General features: G+C 70.8%; 14 protein-coding genes. 2 read left to right on the top strand and 12 right to left on the bottom strand.

Annotated features, from left to right (window positions below):
- From FLW16_RS28150 to FLW16_RS28115, 7 genes are all read right to left on the bottom strand, one after another.
- On the bottom strand, positions 1-1233 hold the full coding sequence (locus FLW16_RS28150) for a sarcosine oxidase subunit beta family protein (protein WP_142563156.1): 1233 nt from the start codon (positions 1231-1233) through the stop codon (positions 1-3).
- Positions 1230-2507: a serine hydroxymethyltransferase gene (glyA, locus tag FLW16_RS28145; protein WP_142563155.1), complete on the bottom strand. Its 1278-nt coding sequence runs from the start codon at positions 2505-2507 to the stop codon at positions 1230-1232. The genes FLW16_RS28150 and glyA overlap by 4 nt, the downstream gene beginning before the upstream one ends.
- A gap of 23 nt (positions 2508-2530) precedes the next feature.
- Positions 2531-4969 (bottom strand): FAD-dependent oxidoreductase, encoded by a 2439-nt coding sequence (locus FLW16_RS28140; protein ID WP_142563154.1) that lies wholly within the window; start codon positions 4967-4969, stop codon positions 2531-2533.
- Between the two features lie 261 nt (positions 4970-5230).
- The gene (locus FLW16_RS28135) at positions 5231-6202 is read right to left on the bottom strand and encodes an ABC transporter substrate-binding protein (protein ID WP_221891326.1); all 972 of its coding nucleotides are present in this window, start codon (positions 6200-6202) and stop codon (positions 5231-5233) included.
- Between the two features lie 34 nt (positions 6203-6236).
- Positions 6237-8216: a proline/glycine betaine ABC transporter permease gene (locus FLW16_RS28130; RefSeq protein ID WP_142563152.1), complete on the bottom strand. Its 1980-nt coding sequence runs from the start codon at positions 8214-8216 to the stop codon at positions 6237-6239.
- Complete coding sequence (locus FLW16_RS28125; RefSeq protein WP_142563151.1) at positions 8216-9301, bottom strand: glycine betaine/L-proline ABC transporter ATP-binding protein; 1086 nt, start codon at positions 9299-9301, stop codon at positions 8216-8218. The genes FLW16_RS28130 and FLW16_RS28125 overlap by 1 nt, the downstream gene beginning before the upstream one ends.
- 447 nt (positions 9302-9748) lie before the next feature.
- Positions 9749-10531 (bottom strand): IclR family transcriptional regulator, encoded by a 783-nt coding sequence (locus FLW16_RS28115; protein WP_142563149.1) that lies wholly within the window; start codon positions 10529-10531, stop codon positions 9749-9751.
- A 109-nt stretch (positions 10532-10640) separates the two neighbouring features.
- Between FLW16_RS28115 and purU the strand changes: the two genes are divergently transcribed.
- Positions 10641-11507 carry a formyltetrahydrofolate deformylase gene (purU, locus tag FLW16_RS28110; RefSeq protein WP_142563148.1) on the top strand — a complete coding sequence of 289 codons (867 nt, stop codon included), beginning with the start codon at positions 10641-10643 and terminating at the stop codon, positions 11505-11507.
- A gap of 108 nt (positions 11508-11615) precedes the next feature.
- The gene (locus FLW16_RS28105; RefSeq protein WP_221891325.1) at positions 11616-12404 is read left to right on the top strand and encodes an IclR family transcriptional regulator; all 789 of its coding nucleotides are present in this window, start codon (positions 11616-11618) and stop codon (positions 12402-12404) included.
- Here FLW16_RS28105 and FLW16_RS28100 read toward each other — a convergent pair.
- The 5 genes from FLW16_RS28100 to FLW16_RS28080 form a co-directional block, all read right to left on the bottom strand.
- Positions 12382-14715, bottom strand: a complete 2334-nt coding sequence (locus FLW16_RS28100) for an FdhF/YdeP family oxidoreductase (protein WP_142563147.1) — start codon at positions 14713-14715, stop codon at positions 12382-12384. The genes FLW16_RS28105 and FLW16_RS28100 overlap by 23 nt on opposite strands.
- A gap of 18 nt (positions 14716-14733) precedes the next feature.
- On the bottom strand, positions 14734-15825 hold the full coding sequence (locus FLW16_RS28095) for an aromatic ring-hydroxylating dioxygenase subunit alpha (protein WP_221891332.1): 1092 nt from the start codon (positions 15823-15825) through the stop codon (positions 14734-14736).
- Positions 15826-15961: 136 nt separating this feature from the next.
- On the bottom strand, positions 15962-17047 hold the full coding sequence (locus FLW16_RS28090; protein WP_142563145.1) for an S-(hydroxymethyl)mycothiol dehydrogenase: 1086 nt from the start codon (positions 17045-17047) through the stop codon (positions 15962-15964).
- A gap of 160 nt (positions 17048-17207) precedes the next feature.
- Positions 17208-17792 carry a hypothetical protein gene (locus FLW16_RS28085; RefSeq protein WP_142563144.1) on the bottom strand — a complete coding sequence of 195 codons (585 nt, stop codon included), beginning with the start codon at positions 17790-17792 and terminating at the stop codon, positions 17208-17210.
- A 9-nt stretch (positions 17793-17801) separates the two neighbouring features.
- Positions 17802-18407 (bottom strand): AAA family ATPase (locus FLW16_RS28080; protein ID WP_142563143.1); only part of this gene is annotated, 606 nt, incomplete at its 5' end.

Genomic DNA, 18407 nt, shown 5'->3' with positions numbered 1-18407 from the left:
TCAGTGGGCGACGGCGGCGGCGCCGTGCTCGTCGACGAGCTTGCCGGTGGTGAACCGGTCGAGGGAGAAGGGCGCGTTGAGCGGGTGGGGCTCGCCGGTGGCCACGGTGTGGGCGTAGCACCAGCCGACGCCCGGAGTGGCCTTGAACCCGCCGGTGCCCCAGCCGCAGTTGACGTACAGGTCCTCGACGGGGGTGAGACCGACGACGGGCGAGGCGTCGGGGGTCACGTCCACCACGCCGCCCCAGGTCCGCAGCACGTGCGCCCGCGCGAAGACCGGGAACAGCTCCAGCGCGGCCGACATCTGCCGCTCGATGATGTGGAACGCGCCGCGCTGGCGGTAGGAGTTCGCGGCGTCGATGCCCGCGCCCATGACCAGCTCGCCCTTGTGCGCCTGGCTCACGTAGACGTGGACCGCGTTGGACATGACCACGGTGGGGTGCACCGGCTCCAGCAGCTCCGACACCAGCGCCTGCAGCGGGTGGCTCTGCAGCGGCAGCGACACCCCGGCGTACCCGGCGACGACCGAGGAGTGCCCGGCGGCGGCGAGCGCGACCTTCTTGGCCGCGATCGGGCCGCGGGTGGTCTGGACGCCGGTCACCCGGCCGTCGCGCACGTCGAGGCCGGTCACCTCGCAGTGCTCGATCATGTCGACCCCGAGGTCGGCCGCCGCCTTCGCGTAGCCCCACGCCACGTAGTCGTGCTTCGCGATGCCGGCCCGGGGCTGGTAGGTGCCGCCGAGCACCGGATAACGCACGTCCGGGGAGATGTCGACGATCGGGCAGACCTCCTTGACCTGCTCCGGCGTCAGCCACTCGGCGTCCACACCGTTGAGCCGGTTGGCGTTGACCCGGCGCACGCTGTCACGCACGTCCTGCAGGCTGTGCGCGAGGTTGAGCACGCCGCGCTGGCTGAACAGCAGCGGGTAGCCGAGGTCCTCCTCCAGCCCCTCCCACAGCTTCAGCGCGTGCTCGTAGATGCCCGCGCTCTCGTCCCACAGGTAGTTCGACCGGATGATCGTGGTGTTGCGGGCCATGTTGCCGCCCGCGAGCCAGCCGCGCTCCAGCACCGCGACGTCGGTGATCCCGTGGTTCTTGGCCAGGTAGTAGGCCGTGGCCAGGCCGTGGCCGCCGCCGCCGACGACGACCACGTCGTACGCGCGCTTCGGCTCGGCCGATCGCCAAAGCCGGTCGGGATGGTCGGGCAGATCCGCGCCCGGCGTACGGGGGCTCATCGCCCCTCACCGAGACCCGGGTAGAGCGGGTGCTTGGCGGCGAGGGCCTCGACCCGGGCGCGCAGCGCCGTCAGGTCCGCGCCGGGACGCAGCACCTGGGCGATCACGTCGGAGACCTCCTCGAACTCGGGGCGGGCGAAGCCGCGGGTGGCCAGGGCCGGGGTGCCGATCCGCAGCCCCGAGGTGACCATCGGAGGCCGCGGGTCGAACGGCACCGCGTTGCGGTTGACCGTGATCCCGGCCTCGTGGAGCCGGTCCTCGGCCTGACGGCCGTCCAGCTCGGATTCGCGCAGGTCCACCAGCACCAGGTGGACGTCCGTCCCGCCGGACAGCACCCGTACGCCCGCCTCGGCGGCGTCGGGGGCGAGCAGCCGGTCGGCGAGGATCCGCGCGCCCTCCAGCGTGCGGCGCTGCCGGTCGCGGAACCACTCCCCCGCCGCGATCTTGAACGCGACGGCCTTGGCCGCGATGACGTGCTCCAGCGGGCCGCCCTGCTGGCCCGGGAACACCGACGAGTTGAACTTCTTGGCCAGGTCCGCGGTGGACAGGATCACGCCGCCCCTGGGCCCGCCGAGCGTCTTGTGGGTGGTCGTGGTGACGACGTGCGCGTGCGGGACGGGCGACGGGTGCAGCCCCGCCGCGACCAGCCCGGCGAAGTGCGCCATGTCGACCATGAGGTAGGCACCGACCTCGTCGGCGATGCGCCGGAAGGCGGCGAAGTCGAGATGGCGGGGGTAGGCCGACCAGCCCGCGACGATCAGTTTGGGCCGGTGCTCGCGGGCGAGCCGCTCGACCTCGTCCATGTCCATGAGGCTGTCGCTCTCACGGACGTGGTAGGCAACGACGTTGTAGAGCCGGCCGGAGAAGTTGATCCGCATGCCGTGGGTGAGGTGGCCGCCGTGCGCGAGGTCGAGGCCGAGGATCGTGTCGCCCGGCTCCAGCAGCGCGGACATGGCCGCCGCGTTGGCCTGCGCCCCCGAGTGGGGCTGCACGTTGGCGGCCTCCGCGCCGAACAGCGCCTTCACCCGGTCGATCGCCAGCTGCTCGATCACGTCGACGTGCTCGCAGCCGCCGTAGTAGCGCCTGCCGGGGTAGCCCTCGGCGTACTTGTTCGTCAGCACCGACCCCTGGGCCTGCATGACCGAGACGGGCGCGAAGTTCTCCGACGCGATCATCTCCAGCGTGGACCGCTGGCGTTCCGTCTCCGCGCCGATCGCCGCCGCGACCTCCGGGTCGGCTTCGGCGAGCGGCGCGTTCAGCACCGATTCGTGCACTTCTTCAGTCCTTTCGGGTGCCACTAGCTGCGCAGCCGTTCCATGGCGGGGTCGAACAGGGGCTCCTCGGCGACCACGGCGGTCACCCGCCGGTCGAAGTAGCCGATCTCCAGCGTCCGTCCCGGGGTCGCGAGCTCGGCGGGCAGCCAGGCGTAGGCGATGCCCTTGCCGATCGTGTAGCCGAAGGCCGCGCTGGTGACGTAGCCGACGCTCGTGTCGCCGTCGTAGACCGGCTCCCTGCCCATGACCACCTGCGTGGGGTCGTCGACGGTCAGGCAGGTGAGGCGACGGCGCACGTTCTCCTTGCGCCGCTCCAGCGCCTCGCGGCCGATGAAGTCGCCCTTGTCCGTCTTCACCGCGAACCCGAGCCCGGCCTCGTACGGGTCGTGCTCGAAGGTCATGTCGGTGCCGAAGGACCGGTAGCCCTTCTCCAGCCGCAGGCTCGCGAAGGCGCCGCGCCCACCGGCGAGGATGCCGTGCTGCTGCCCGGCCTCCCAGAGCGTGTCCCACAGCTTGGCGCCCAGGTCGGCGGTGGTGTAGAGCTCCCAGCCCAGCTCGCCGATGTACGACAGCCGCAGCGCGGTGACCGGCACGGTGCCGATGTACGCCTTCTTCGCCCGGAAGTAGCGGAAGCCCTGGTTGGAGAAGTCGGCGTCGGTCAGCGGCTGGACGAGGTCGCGGGCGCGGGGGCCCCAGACGCCGAGACAGCAGGTGCCGGCCGTGATGTCGCGGACCATGACCGAGCCGTCCGCGGGCAGGTGGCGGTGGAACCAGTCGAGGTCGAGGTTGCCGTTGGCGCCGACCTGGAAGACGTCGCGGCCCAGCCGGGCGACGGTCACGTCGCTGCGGATGCCGCCGTCCTCGTCGAGCAGCAGGCAGTAGGTCACCGAGCCGACCGACTTGTCCATCTGGCCGGTCGTCAGCCGCTGGAGGAAGGCGAGGGCACCGGGACCCGCGACCTCCAGCCGCTTCAGCGCGGTCATGTCGTACAGCGCGACGGACTCGCGGGACGCCTGGGCCTCCGCGCCGACGATCGGCGACCAGTAGCGCGCCGCCCAGTCGTTGGGCGTGGGGATGTCGCGGCCCTCAAGCAGGCGGGCGTTGGCGCCGTACCACTGCGGCCGCTCGTAGCCGACGGCCTCCAGGAAGAAGGCGTCCAGCTCGCGCTGCCGGGTGTGGAAGGGGCTGAGGCGCACCGGCCGCGGCTCCTCCATCGGCTGGAGCGGGTGGATGATGTCGTAGACCTCGACGAAGTTCTGACAGTCGCGGGCCAGCACATACTCGGGCGCGAGCTGGTGCGGCTCGAACCGGTTGACGTCGCACTCGTGCAGATCAAACGAAGTGCAGTGGCCGTCGACCAGCCATTCGGCCATCGCCTTGCCGACGCCGGCGGAGTGGGTCACCCAGACCGCCTCGGCGACCCAGAAGCCCTTCACCTCGGGGGACTCGCCCATGAGGGGCATGTGGTCCTGGGTGAAGGAGAACAGTCCGTTGATGCCCTCGTCGATCTTCGCCGCGCGGGTGCCGGGCAGCAGCCGCTGAGTCTCGGTCCAGGCGTCCTCGAAGTCCTCCGGCGTGAACGTGAGGACAGACGGCATGACCTCGGCCTCGTCCACGGACAGCAGGTCCTCGGGGCTGACCGGCATCGGCCGGTGGCCGTAGTAGCCGATGCCGATGCCGTCGAACCGCTGGCGGTAGTAGAGGTCGGCGTCCTGGTGGCGCAGGATCGGCAGCGTCGCCTCCTCCTCGCGCCCCGCGAGGTCGGGCACCTGGCCGGTCCAGGCGAGCTGGTGCGCGAGCGGGGTCAGCGGCAGCGGCATGCCGACCATCCCGGCGACCTTCGGGCCCCAGATGCCGGCGCAGCAGACCACGACGTCCGCGGGGATCTCGCCCTGGTCGGTCACCACGCCCGCCACCCGGCCGTCCTCGGTGCGGATGTCGAGCACCTCGTGCCGCTCCAGCACCCGCACGCCACGCGACCGCGCCAGCCGCAGCTGGGCGTCGACCGCGCGTACGGCCTTGGCGAGGCCGTCGGTGGGGATGAGCAGGCCGCCGAGGACGGCGCCGGGGTCGACCAGGGGGTGGTGCTCGGCGCACTCGGCGGGGGTGAGCAGGCGCGACTCGACGCCCCAGGACGTGGCCCAGCCGTGCCGCCGGTGCAGCTCGGCGAGCCGCTCCGGGGTGGTCGCGACCTCGAGCCCGCCGACCTGGAGGAAACAGGGCTCGCCGTCGAGGTCGAGCGAGCAGAGCTTCTCGACGGTGTAGCGCGCCATCTCGGTCATGGTCTTCGACCCGTTGATCTGGAAGACCAGTCCCGGGGCGTGCGAGGAGGAGCCCCCGGTCGCGGGCACCGGGCCCTGATCGACCACGGTGACGTCCGTCCAGCCCCGGACCGACAGTTCGTCGGCGAGCGCCGCACCGACGACGCCTGCTCCGATGATGACGACGCGCGGGCCCGTCATTCCCACCTCCGTTGTTGCATATATTGTTGCGTAATTCGCAACGTTATGCGTTTAACGCAACAAGCGTGACGCGTCGTATTGCGGGTGTCAAGCACCAAAAACAGGACAAAACCGTGCCCGGCGCCGATCAGGGGGAAGATCGGCGCCGGGCACTGGGGTGAGGTCCCGGACACGGCCGGGACCTCCGGCGACGGCGCCTCTCCCGGGCGGGGAGGGTCCCGGAGAGGATCAGCCGCACAAGGGGTGCCGGGGGCTCGGGGCTCAGCCCTGCGACGGCAGCCAGGCCTTCACCTTGTCGGGGTTGTCCTTGACCCATTTGGCTGCCGCGTCCTCGGCGGACATCTTGTCCTCGGAGATGTACTTGGCCACGACGTTCTGGTCGTCGTTCGTCCAGGTGAAGTTCTTGACGAGCTGGTAGGCCGGGCTGCCGGAGTCGGCGAACTTCTCGCTCACGATCTTGTCGAGGTCGTAGACCGGGTAGTCGCAGGCCACCTTCTCGGCGTCCGCGTCGCAGCCGTCCTTCCACTCCGGCAGGTTCACCTTGACCAGCTTCACCTCGGACATGAACCACTGCGGATCGTAGAAGTACCCGAGCAGCGGCGTCTTCTGCTTCTCCGCCTGCCGGAAGGCCGTGATGAGGGCGGCCTCGCTGCCCGCGTAGACCACCTTGTAGTTCAGGCCGAGGTTCTTGACCAGCGCCTCGTCGTTGGTGACGTAGCTGGGGTCGCCGTCGAGCAACTGCCCCTTGCCGCCCGACTCGGAGGTCTTGAACAGGCCGGCGTACTTGTCGAGGTTCTTCCAGTCGGTGATGTCGGGGTACTTCTCCGCCATCCACGGCGGCACGAACCAGCCGATGACGCCCTTGTTGCCGGTCACGCCCGCCGGCACGGCGGTCTTCTGTCCGTCGATGTACTTCTTCTTCAGGTCGTCGTGGCCCCAGTTCTCCACGATGGCGTCCACCTCGCCGGTGCCGAAGCCCTGCCAGGCGACCTCCTCCTTGAGGTCCTTCTTGACGACCGTGCACCCCAGGTCCTTCTCCGCCACGTACGCGATCACGGCGGCGTTGGCCTCGTAGCCGACCCACGGGTTGACGGCCAGGTTCACGGTGCCGCAGCCGCCCTTGCCCCCGGACGCCGCCTGCGTCTCCCCGACCTTCGCGCCTCCGCAGCCGGAGAGCAGGAGTCCTGCGCCGGCCACGAGCGCGAGCGCGCGCGGCCCATAGTTCCTTGTCACTGCCACGATGGTCCTCCTGAGGGGTGGTGCGGGTTCACCGGGAAGACGGCGAACTCCCGGCCCGCGCGGCGGCGGCCCGCATGATCCGGTCGAGCATGATTCCGAGCACGACGATCGCGAGGCCGGCGGCCAGGCCCTTGCCGCGCAACTGATACTGGGAGAAACCGGCGACGACGTCGTAGCCCAGCGCCCCCGCGCCGACGAGGCCGCCGACGACGACCATCGACAGCACGTAGACGAGGCCCTGGCTGGCCGCGAGCGTGATCGCGGCGCGGGCCATGGGCAGCTGCACCTTGGAGATGAGCTGCCAGGTCCCGGCGCCGCCCGCGGTGGCCGCCTCCACGACGGTCTGCGGCACCCCGCGCACCCCCTCGGCGACCAGCTTCACCGACACCGGCGCGGCGAACACGACGGCCGCGATGATGGCGGTGAACCGGGTGGCGCCGAACAGCCCGAGGATCGGCACCAGGTAGACGAACGCCGGCATGGTCTGGCCGGCGTCGAGCACCGGCCGCAGCACGCGGTCGGCCCGGTCGCTGCGCCCCATCCACACCCCGAGGACCACCCCGAGTGCCATCACGAGGAGGGTCGCGACCAGCGTGGAGGCCAGCGTGACCATGCTGTCGTGCCACAGGCCGAGCGCGACGAGCAGCGCGCAGCCCACCGCGGCGGTGAGCGCCGCGCGCACGCCCGCGACCAGCAGCGCGAGGGCGGCCGCCACCAGGGCGACCAGCCACCACGGCGACCCGCCGAGCAGCGCCTCGAACGGGTTGAGCAGGGCGTAGGTGATGAGGTTCTTCAACCCGTTCGTGTACGCGACCAGCGTGTCCTGGGCCCAGCCGCTCGCGGCGTCGGCGCCGCGCCGGACGTACGAGCCGAGGTCGGCGTCGCCAGGGAACTCCGCGGCCCAGACGTAGGTGTAGGAGAGGTAGACGAGCACGGCGGCGACGGCCACGGTCACCGCGGTCTCCACCCGCCGCAGCAGTGACCGGCTCGAACGCCCGGTGCGATGGGCGGTCTCCACGCGGCGGCCGGCGGCCGAGGTCACCCGGTCGAGCACGATCGCCATGATCACGATGGCCAGCCCGGCGTTGAACGCGGTGCCCACGTCGAGCGTCTGCAGCGCCTTGAGCACGGTCTTGCCGAGGCCGGGCGCGTCGATCAGGGCGGCGATCGTCGCCATGGACAGGGCCGCCATGATGGTCTGGTTGATCCCGACGACGATCGTCCGCTTGGCCAGCGGCAGCCGCACCTTGCGCAGCGACTGGCCGCCCGTGACGCCGAGGGAGTCGGCGGCCTCCAGCGTCGCCGGCGGGGTCTGCCTGATGCCGTGCGCGGTGAGCCGGATCGCGGGCGGGATCGCGTAGATCATCGTCGCGACGGTGGCGCTGGCCGGCCCGATCAGGAAGAAGAGCGTGAGCGGCGCCAGGTAGACGAACGTCGGCATGGTCTGCATGAAGTCCAGCACCGGCGTGACGATCCGGTTGAACCGGTCGCTGAGCCCGGCCCAGATGCCGAGGGGGATGCCGACCGCGAGCGACAGCGCGACGGCCGTCAGGGTGAGGGCGAGCGTGTCCATGCTCTCCTCCCACAGCCCGAGCAGGCCGAACGACGCGAACCCGGCCGCCGTCAGCACGGCGACCTTGCGGTTGCCGTAGAGGTAGGCGATCGCGGTGGCGAGGCCGGTCACCCCGAGCCAGCCGACGAGCGGCACGGGACGCCCGAAGGACGGCCGGCTGATCAGCGCCTGCACGAACGTCACCGCGGCGTCGAGGAAGAGCCGGATGTAGTTGACGAAGTACAGGAACAGCGGGTTGCTGTCGCGGTTCGCGTCGATCGCGTCGGCGGCCTCGCCGAGCCGGGTGTGCAGGGGCGTGAGCTGCGCGCCGCCCAGCGGGAGGGTGTCGCGGCCGTTCAGGAACACCCACAGCACGATCCAGGCGACGACCACGGCGCCCGTGACGTACGACCGGGCGGGGAACCGGCGCGTCACCGGCGCGCTGAGCGCCACCATCAGCTCTGCCCGCCGTCGCCGGCGATGACTTCGAGCACCTCCGCCGTGGTGACCACGCCGAGCAGTTCGCCGTCGCCCACCACCTTGACCGGGCGCCCGGCGGACAGGACGGTGCGCGCCGCGTCGCGGATGACGGTGTCCGGGCTCAGCTCCGGCCCGTCGAGAGGGTCGTCGGGGGCGGCGTCCCGCATGATCCAGCGCAGCGTGAGCACGTCGGAGCGGGGCACGTCGCTGACGAAGTCGCGCACGTAGTCGTCGGCCGGAGCGCCGACCACCTCGTCCGGTGTGCCCGTCTGCACGAGTTCGCCGTCGCGCATGATGAGGATGCGGTCGCCGAGTTTGAGCGCCTCGCTGAGATCGTGGGTGATGAAGATCATGGTCTTGCCCACCTCGTGGTGCAGGCGGATGACCTCGTTCTGCATCTCGCGCCTGATCAGCGGGTCGAGCGCGGAGAACGGCTCGTCGAAGAACAGCACCTCCGGGTCCACAGCGAGAGCCCGGGCCAGGCCGACCCGCTGCTGCATGCCGCCGGAGAGCTGGTCGGGGTAGGAGCCCTCGAACCCGGCGAGGCCCACCAGTTCGAGCACCTCCCGCGCCCGGGCGAGGCGGTCGGCCTTCTTCACGCCCCTGATCTCCAGGCCGAAGGCCACGTTGTCGAGGACCCGCCGGTGCGGCAGCAGGCCGAAGTGCTGGAACACCATCCCGAAGCGGTGACGGCGCAGCTCGCGCAGCCGCCGGCCGGCGTAGCCGAGCACGTCCTCACCGTCGAGCAGGACCTCGCCCGCCGTCGGCTCGACCAGCCGGTTCAGGCAGCGTACGAGCGTCGACTTGCCCGAACCCGACAGGCCCATGACGACGAAGACCTCACCCCGGCACACCGAGAAGGAGACGTCCCGCACCGCGGCCACGCACCCGGTCGTCCGTTTCAGCTCGGCACGGTCGAGCGTGGCCAGCGGCGTGCCGACGACGCGGTCGGCCCGCTGCCCGAAGACCTTCCACAGGCCGCGTACGTCGAGGACCGTGGGTCTGTCACCGCCCGGCGCGGTCGCCGGCCTCTCCTGCTCGGCCACTGAGGGTACGGTCATGACACCTCGCACTCCTTGGTCGTCGCCCTGCTCGTCACGCCGCTTGTCGTGCCGCTCGTCGTGCCGCTCGTCGTGCCGCTCGTCTGGGGGCTCGTCTGGGGGCTCGTCGCGCGGCCGGGACCGGTGCCGGGGACGGGGATCGGTGTTCTGCCAGACGCGCTCGCGGCACTCGTCCAGGCCGTTCTGGCCGGGTGGAGTCCTCGTGGGCGCCCGCGACCGCCTGCATCCCCGCCTCGGCCGCGCAGTGGGCCGGGCGTCTGGTCGTACGGCGTTCGCCTGCGACAGCGTCGATCCAGGCGCCACCGATGAAGAGGTCTGCCACAGGCAGTGCCTTCCGGTCGCCACGACAAAGCAAGCGCGCAGTAGTTGCGTATTACGCACCTGTTTGCTTATCGAGGAACAGAATCGACCCGGCACTCGCGAACAGTCAAGGCTTCTTCGCCTTTTTTACACTCCCGCCCCAAACCATCCCATTCGGGCAGATACCTCTCGGGCTGCCGCCATGACCTGCTCGGCTACCGCGGCGATCGCCGTTTCGGGCATCCGGAAGGTGGGGCCTGACGCGCTGAGCGAGGCGATGACGGAACCGTCCGCGCCGAGGACGGGCGCCGCGACCGCGCTCAGGCCGTCCTCCAGTTCGTCCACCGCCGTCGCGTACCCGCGGAGGCGCACCTCGGCGAGTTCCGCACGCAGCCGGCCGGGATCGGTGACGGTCCGGACGGCGAGGACGGGCAGCCCGGCCGCGATCACCTCCTCGCACAGCGCGGCGGGCGCGTGCGCGAGCAGCACCTTGCCGTTCGACGTGGCGTGCAGGGGGATCCGCTGGCCCACCCAGTGGTGCAGCTGGAGCGCCGACGGCCCGGCGACCTGGTCGACGTACAGGGCCTCCCGATCGGCGAGGACGGCCACGTTGACGGTCTCCCCCACCGCTCGGGCGAGCGCCGGCGTGACGGCGCGGCTCTCGCGCACCAGGTCGAGCCGGGCACTGGTCGCCCCGGCGAGCCTGACCATGCCCACGCCGAGCCGATATCTGCCGCGCTCGCTGTCCTGCTCGACCAGATCGTGGCTCTCCAGCGTCGCCACCAGGCGGAACGCGGTGGACCTGTGCACGCCGAGGCTGGCCGCGAGCTCGCTGACGCCGAGCTCGCCGTCCCGGGCGAGCAACTTCAGGATGGTGAGCGCGCGGTCGACGGACTGTACGGCCGCCCCGTCACCCGACCCGTTGCTCATGGCACAACTCTACGCGGATTACGCATCAAGCTCTTGACCTGTCCCACCCGACGGGTCACTCTGTTGCGTATACGTCACCATGTTGCGTATGGCGCACTCAGGAGGCTCCATGTCCGCTCGCCCGGGTCGCGAGTTCGTCCTCACGTTCTCCTGCGTCGACCGGCCGGGGATCGTCTACGCGGTGAGCGGCTTCCTCGTCCAGCACGCGGGCGACATCCTGCAGAGCCAGGAGTTCAACGACCGGACGAACGGCCACTTCTTCATGCGGGTCCACTTCGCGGTGCCCGAGGGCCGCGGCGACATCGAGGAGCTGCGCCGCGGCTTCTCCTACGTCGGCGACTCCTTCCACATGACCTGGCAGCTCAAGGACGCCGTGACGCCGACGAGGACCCTCGTGCTCGTCTCGAAGTTCGGCCACTGCGTGAACGACCTGCTCTACCGCCAGCGGGTCGGCGCGCTGAACGTCGAGATCCCCGCGATCGTCTCCAACCACCGAGACCTCGAACCGCTGGCCGAGTTCTACGGCGTGCCGTTCCACCACGTGCCCGTCACGCCCGGCACCAAGCCCGAGGCCGAGCAGCGGATCCTTGAGCTGGCCGAGGAGTTCGACACCGATCTGGTCGTGCTCGCCCGCTACATGCAGATCCTGAGCGACGACATGTGCAAGCGCCTGGAGGGCCGGGCGATCAACATCCACCACTCGTTCCTGCCAGGGTTCAAGGGCGCCAAGCCGTACCACCAGGCGCACGAGCGCGGCGTCAAGCTGATCGGCGCGACCGCGCACTACGTCACCGCCGACCTCGACGAGGGACCGATCATCGAGCAGGACGTGGCGCGCGTGGACCACTCGCTCGACCCGGGCGAGCTCGTCACCGTGGGCCGCGACGTGGAGGCGCAGGTGCTGGCCAGGGCCGTACGCTGGCACAGCGAGAACCGCGTGCTCCTCAACGGCGACCGCACCGTCGTCTTCCGCTGACGTCGCCTCTTTGAGGCCGATTATTCGGTGTACGACGCGAACGTGGGATCTCCCTGGGAATCGCATGACGCCCCAGCTCAGCGTTGCGTCAAGCGCTACAGTCCCGCTATGAGCAACGACGCTTCCGCCGCCAGGGCCGAGGCCAACGGCGGCGGCGTGCAGTCCGTGGACCGGGCGATCAGCATCATGGAGATCCTCGCCGGCCGCGGGGAGGCCGGGGTCACCGAGATCGCCGCCGAGATCGAGGTCCACAAGTCGACCGCGTTCCGCCTGCTGGGCGCCCTGGAGGCCCGCGGGCTCGTGGAGCAGACCGAGGACCGAGGCAAGTATCGCCTCGGCTTCGGGCTCGTCCGCCTCGCCGGCAGCGTCTCCATGCGGATGGACGTCACCCAGCAGAGCAGGCCCGTCTGCCAGCGCCTGGCGGAGGAGATCGGCGAGACGGTGAACATCGCCGTCCTGCGTTCGCACTACGCGGTCAACCTCGACCAGGTGCGCGGCCCCTCCGCCGTCACCGCCTACAACTGGGTGGGTCAGCTCACGCCCCTGCACGCGACGTCGAGCGGCAAGGTCCTGCTGGCACACGTGGACCGGCAGCGCCGCGACGACCTGCTGCGCGCCGCCGGCCTCCAGCGCTACACGCCGAACACGGTGACCTCGGTGGAGGACCTGGAGCGCGAGCTGGCGGAGGTGCGCGAGCGCGGCTACGCACTGACGCTGGAGGAGCTCGAGGTGGGCCTGAACGCGCTCGCCGCCCCCGTCCGCTCCTTCGGCGGGGAGGTCGTGGCGGCGGTCAGCGCGTCAGGGCCCGCCTACCGGTTCAGCGAGAGCCGCATGCGCGCGCTGGCCCCCGCCCTCGTCAAGGGAGCCGAGGAGATCAGTCACCGCCTGGGCGGTTAGCCGTCGCCTCGGCCGCGCTTTCCGCCGCACGGCGCAGCCGTACGACGACGCTCTTGGACGTGGGCGTGTTGGACGTCTCCGCCACCGAGTCCAGGGGCACCAGCACGTTGGTCTCCGGGAAGTAGGCCGCGCAGCAGCCCCGCGCCGTCGGATAGGCGACGGCCCGGAACCCCTCGGCCACGCGCTCACCGTCCGGCCACTCGCTGATGAGGTCGAGCATGTCGCCGTCGGCGAGACCGCGCTCGGCCAGGTCGTCGGGGTGGACGAACACCACCCGCCGCCCGTTGGCGATGCCGCGGTAGCGGTCGTTCAGCCCGTAGATCGTGGTGTTGTACTGGTCGTGGCTGCGCACGGTCTGCAGCAGGAGGCGGCCCGGGGGCACGCGCAGCACCTCCAGCGGGTTGACCGTGAAGTTCGCCTTTCCCGTGGCCGTGGGGAAGCGGCGCTCGTCGCGCGGCGCGTTCGGCAGCAGGAAGCCGCCCGGCCTGCGCACTCTCGCGTTGAAGTCGCCGAACCCGGGCACCACCCGCTCGATGCGCTCCCTGATCGCGTCGTACCCGGCCTCGAACTCGGCCCACGGCACGTGCGGGTCGTCGCCGAACAGCTCACGGGCCAGCCGGCACACGATGGCCACCTCGGACAGCAGCGCGTCCGACGCCGGGCGCAGCCGACCGCGCGAGGCGTGCACCGCGCCCATCGAGTCCTCGACCGTGACGAACTGCTCGCCGCCGGCCTGGACGTCCCGCTCGGTGCGGCCGAGCGCGGGCAGGATGAGCGCCTGCTCGCCGCACACGGCGTGCGACCGGTTCAGCTTGGTCGACACCTGCACGGTGAGCCGGCAGCGCCGCAGGGCCGCCTCCGTCGCGGCGGTGTCCGGCGTCGCGGACACGAAGTTGCCGCCCATGGCGAAGAACACCCTGGCATCCCCGTCGCGCATGGCGCGGATGGCCTCCACGGTGTCGTGGCCGTGCTCGCGCGGCGGCGGGAAGCCGAACTCCTTCTCCAACGCGTCGAGGAACTCCGGTTTGGGCTTCTCGTAGATGCCCATCGTCCGGTCGCCCTGCACGTTGGAGTGCCCGCGTACGGGACACACGCCCGCGCCGGGCCGCCCCACGTTGCCGCGCAGCAGCAGGAAGTTGACGACCTCCCTGATCGTCGGGACCGACTTGCGGTGCTGGGTGAGGCCCATGGCCCAGCAGACCACGACCGAGCGGGCGGCCAGCACGTCGCGGGCCGTCTCCTCGATCTCGGCGCGGGTCAGCCCGGTCGCCTCCAGCACCTCGGTCCAGTCGAGCCCGCGCACGTGCTCGGCCCAGGCGTCGAACCCGTGCGTGTGCGCCTCGACGAACTCGCGGTCCACCACCGTGCCGGGCGCGGCGTCCTCGGCCTCCAGCAGGAGCAGCGACAGCGCCTGGAACAGCGCCAGGTCGCCGCCGAGGCGGATCTGCAGGAACCGGTCGGACAGCGCCGTGCCGCCGCCCACGACTCCGGACGGCCGCTGCGGGTTGCGAAAGCGCATCAGCCCCGCCTCCGGCAGCGGGTTGACCGCCACGATCCGCGCCCCGTTGCGCTTCGCGCGCTCCAGCGCGGTGAGCATGCGCGGGTGGTTGGTGCCGGGGTTCTGGCCGACCACGAAGACGAGGTCGGCCCGGTGCAGGTCCTCCAGCAGCACCGTCCCCTTGCCGATGCCGAGCGTCTCGGTCAGCGCCGAGCCGCTCGACTCGTGGCACATGTTGGAGCAGTCGGGCAGGTTGTTGGTGCCGAAACGGCGGACGAGAAGCTGGTAGGCGAAGGCGGCCTCGTTGGAGGTGCGGCCGGAGGTGTAGAAGACGGCCTGTCCGGGGTGGCCGAGCGCGCGCAGTTCGCGCGCGACGACGCCGAAGGCGTCCTCCCACGAGATCGGCTCGTAGTGGTCCGAGCCCGCCGGCTTGTACATCGGCTCGGTGAGCCGGCCCTGCTGGCCCAGCCAGTAGTCGCTGCGCCGGGCCAGCTCGTCCACCGGATGCTCGGCGAAGAAGCCGCGGGTGACCCTGCGGACCGTCGCCTCCTCGGCCACCGCCTTCGCGCCGTTCTCGCAGAACTCGGCGGGACTGCGGTGGCCGTCGCCCTCGGGCCAGGCGCATCCCGGGCAGTCGAAGCCGGACTTCTGGTTGACCCGCAGCAGGGTCAGCACCGTCCGCCCCGCGCCCATCTGCCGGTACGCAGTGCCGAGCGCGTGGCCGACCGCCGGGATCCCGCCCGCCCAGGTCTTGGGCGGGCGGATCTCCAGACGTTCGTCTCCGACGTCCTCCCGAGGGGCCTCACGTGTCACGCCGCATCTCCTCCGAACTCACTCGCCGAGCCTGCCACGCACCCAATCATGGAACAGGCCGATGTGGTGCTCGCTCGGCACCAGCACGCCGCCCTTGGCGTACGTGCGGGAGCTCATCGAGGGCTGGGTGCGCTCGCAGGCGTCGAAGTCCTGCTCGTTCACCCGGTGGAACAGCTCCACCGACCGGCTGATGTCCTTGCCCGAGGCCACGACCTCCGGCAGGTAGAGCCAGTCGCACTCCACCACCGTGCGGTCGACGGCCAGCGGGAACATCCGGTGGATGATCACATGGTCGGGCACCATGTTGACGAACACCTGCGGCTTGATCGTGATCGCGTAGTAGCGCCGGTCCTGATCCTCGCTGATCGTCGGGATGCGGTCGAGCCCCTCGGAGCCGTCGACCGTGAACCCCTGGATCTCCTCGCCGAACAGGGCGCCGTGGCCCACGTAGTACTGCGCCGCGTAGCCGTCGGCGAACTCCGGCAGCACCTCGGTCAGCTCGGGGTGGATGGTCGCGCAGTGGTAGCACTCCATAAAGTTCTCGACGATGAGCTTCCAGTTCGCCTTAACGTCGTACACGATCCGGCGGCCGAGCGCCAGGTTGGCGACGTCGTAGTTGTCGAGGGAGGCCACGTCGCCGAGGCGCGTGCGCACCTCGCCGAGCACCGTGTCCTCGAACGAGGGCGGCTCGTCTGCCAGGCAGACCCACACGTAGCCCAGCCACTCCCGCACCGCCACGTTGACCAGGCCGTATTCGACCCGGTCGAGGTCAGGCATCTTGGTGAGGTTGGGGGCGGCGATGAGCTTGCCCTCCAGGTCGTACGTCCAGGCGTGGTAGGGGCACTGGAAGGCCCGCTTGACCTCGCCGGAGTCCTCCGTGCAGATCCGGGCGCCGCGGTGGCGGCAGACGTTGTAGAACGCGCGGATGGAGTTGTCCCGCGCCCTCGTGATCAGGATGCTCTCCGTGCCGACCTGGACCGTCTTGAACGCCCCGGGCTTGGGCAGGTCGGCGGCCCGGACCGCGCAGAACCACATCGACTCGAAGATGTGCTTCTGCTCCAACGCGAAGACCTGGGGATCGGTGTAGTGCTCGCCCGGCAGCGTGGCCATCAGGCTGGGGGGCAGGCTCGTGGTGCTCACTTGGGCTCCTGGTGGTCGTGCACAGTGATCGTGCGTAGCGCGTCGCGGATCTGAGATGGTCAGGGGAAGCCGGTCACGCCGGAGAGCCGGCCGGTGTCGAGAGCGATCAGAGCACCACGACGGAGCGCAGCACCTCGCCGCGGTGCATCTTCTCGAAGGCCGCCTCGACGTCCTCGATCGCGATCGTCTCGGTGACGAACGCGTCCAGGTCGAGCCTGCCCTGCTGGTAGAGAGACACGAGCATGGGGAAGTCGCGGCTGGGCAGGCAGTCGCCATACCAGGAGGACTTGAGCGCGCCACCGCGGCCGAAGACGTCGAGCAGCGGCAGTTCCAGCGTCATCTCCGGCGTCGGCACGCCGACGAGCACGACGGTCCCGGCCAGGTCGCGGGCGTAGAAGGCCTGCTTGTACGTCTCCGGACGCCCGACCGCCTCGATCACGACGTCGGCGCCGAACCCGCCGGTCAGCTCGCGGACGGCCTCCACCGCGTCGGTCTCGCGGGAGTTCACGGTGTGCGTGGCGCCGAAACGGCGGGCCCATTCGAGCTTGGTGTCGTCCACGTCCACCGCGATGATCGTGGTCGCGCCGGCCAGGTGCGCGCCCGCGACGGCCGCGTCGCCCACGCCGCCGCAGCCGATGACGGCGACCGAGTCGCCGCGGGTCACCCCGCCGGTGTTGATGGCCGCGCCGAGCCCCGCCATGATCCCGCAGCCGAGCAGGCCGACCGCGACCGGCGACGCGCTCGGGTCGACCTTGGTGCACTGGCCGGCCGCGACGAGCGTCTTGTCGGCGAACGCGCCGATCCCGAGCGCCGGGGACAGCGGGGTGCCGTCGGCCAGCGTCATCTTCTGGGTGGCGTTGTGGGTGGCGAAGCAGTACTGCGGGCGTCCGCGCAGGCAGGCGCGGCAGGCGCCGCAGACCGCGCGCCAGTTGAGGATGACGAAGTCGCCGGGGGCGACGTCGGTCACCCCCTCGCCGACGGCCTCGACCACACCGGCCGCCTCGTGCCCGAGGAGGAACGGGAAGTCGTCGTTGATGCCGCCCTCGCGGTAGTGCAGGTCGGTGTGGCACACCCCGCAGGCCTGCACCGCCACGAGTGCCTCACCCGGGCCGGGGTCGGGGACGACGACGGTCTCCAGGCTGACCGGCTGTCCCTTGCCCCTCGCGACGACCCCGCGGACTTCGTGCGCCATGTCTCTCTTTCCCTCGATCAGTCGGCGTGCGTTAGTTGTGCAAGACGAAACACATAGCACTATGCGCAACAGACTGAGGCCGTGCAGGGCCACTGTCAAGGGGTGAAGTGAGGGTTGTCCCCTCCCGGTCAGGCGGCACGCGGCGGCCTGCCGGTGCCGGTCAGCGCAGGCCCTGCTCCAGTTGGGTGACGACCGGGGAGAGCAGGTCGTTCAGCTCCCGTACGAGGACGGCGAGGGCGCGGTGCGCCGTCTCTGCCAGGTCGTGGGCGGGCCCGTCCGGCGCGGCGGGCAGGTCGTCCAGCGGCACCGGGGCGTCCACGAGCAGGGTCGGACGCAGATAGGGAACCTTCGCGAGGTCCTGCTCGGCGGGCTCGACGAACTGGCCGAAGATCTCCGGCCAGTCCCGCCAGCCGCGGTCGCGCCACCAGTCACGCGACACCGTCAGCGCGGCCGGCGGCGGAGAGACGATCGTGACGCGCGCCGTCAGCGACCCGTCCCAGGTGTTGCGCTCGCAGGAGGCGGACAGGATCCGCCGGTGCCAGCGCACGAACCCCGGCGAGGTCAGGGGCGGGGTGGCGATCCGCCAGGCCGCGCACGCGAACGCGACCGGGGCGATGTCACCCCACACCCCCTCGAACTCGCCGATGTTCTCCCACACACGCTCCGAGTAGTGGCTGACGCCGCTGTAGCGGACGCGCTCCCGGTCGGATCGGCCGTCGATCCAGAACGCCTGCTGGCCGGCCATACGCCGGGATCAGCCGTTCGACGCGGCGGTGGTCGGCGCGGCGACGGCGGGCGCGGTTTCGCCGGTGAAGGTGAACTTCGCGGCGTCGCCCTCGCCCTCGATGTCGATCTTGACGACCTGGCCGGGCCGCAGCTCGCCGTAGAGGATCTTCTCCGACAGCGTGTCCTCCAGCTCCCGCTGGATCGTACGGCGCAGCGGACGGGCGCCCATCACCGGGTCGTACCCGCGGTCGGCCAGCACCTGCTTGGCCGCCGGAGACACCTCCAGGCCCATGTCGCGGTCCTTGAGCCGCTCGGCCACCTGGGCGAGCATCAGGTCCACGATCTGGATGATCTCCTTGGGCGTGAGCTGGTGGAAGACCACGATGTCGTCGACGCGGTTGAGGAACTCCGGCCGGAAGTGCTGCTTGAGCTCCTCCTGCACCTTGACCTTCATCCGCTCGTAGGTGCTCTCCTCGTCGTTGGACTTCGCGAAGCCCAGCCCCACCGCCTTGGAGATGTCCCGGGTGCCGAGGTTGGTCGTCATGATGATGACGGTGTTCTTGAAGTCCACCACCCGGCCCTGGGCGTCGGTCAGGCGACCGTCCTCCAGGATCTGCAGCAGCGAGTTGAAGAT

The sequence above is a fragment of the Microbispora sp. KK1-11 genome, assembly GCF_006874435.1.
Taxonomy (GTDB): Bacteria; Actinomycetota; Actinomycetes; order Streptosporangiales; family Streptosporangiaceae; genus Microbispora; species Microbispora catharanthi.
The sequence above is the reverse complement of the archived record's forward strand: the minus strand, read 5'-3'. Positions and strand labels throughout refer to the sequence as shown.

Bases quoted from the DNA above. Each gene is read 5' to 3' on its own strand.
- FLW16_RS28150 (WP_142563156.1), bottom strand. From the start codon at position 1,233: ATGAGCCCCCGTACGCCGGGCGCGGATCTGCCCGACCATCCCGACCGG.
- FLW16_RS28140 (WP_142563154.1), bottom strand. From the start codon at position 4,969: ATGACGGGCCCGCGCGTCGTCATCATCGGAGCAGGCGTCGTCGGTGCG.
- FLW16_RS28130 (WP_142563152.1), bottom strand. From the start codon at position 8,216: ATGGTGGCGCTCAGCGCGCCGGTGACGCGCCGGTTCCCCGCCCGGTCG.
- FLW16_RS28125 (WP_142563151.1), bottom strand. From the start codon at position 9,301: ATGACCGTACCCTCAGTGGCCGAGCAGGAGAGGCCGGCGACCGCGCCG.
- FLW16_RS28115 (WP_142563149.1), bottom strand. From the start codon at position 10,531: ATGAGCAACGGGTCGGGTGACGGGGCGGCCGTACAGTCCGTCGACCGC.
- purU (WP_142563148.1), top strand. From the start codon at position 10,641: ATGTCCGCTCGCCCGGGTCGCGAGTTCGTCCTCACGTTCTCCTGCGTC.
- FLW16_RS28105 (WP_221891325.1), top strand. From the start codon at position 11,616: ATGAGCAACGACGCTTCCGCCGCCAGGGCCGAGGCCAACGGCGGCGGC.
- FLW16_RS28095 (WP_221891332.1), bottom strand. From the start codon at position 15,825: ATGGCCACGCTGCCGGGCGAGCACTACACCGATCCCCAGGTCTTCGCG.
- FLW16_RS28090 (WP_142563145.1), bottom strand. From the start codon at position 17,047: ATGGCGCACGAAGTCCGCGGGGTCGTCGCGAGGGGCAAGGGACAGCCG.
- FLW16_RS28085 (WP_142563144.1), bottom strand. From the start codon at position 17,792: ATGGCCGGCCAGCAGGCGTTCTGGATCGACGGCCGATCCGACCGGGAG.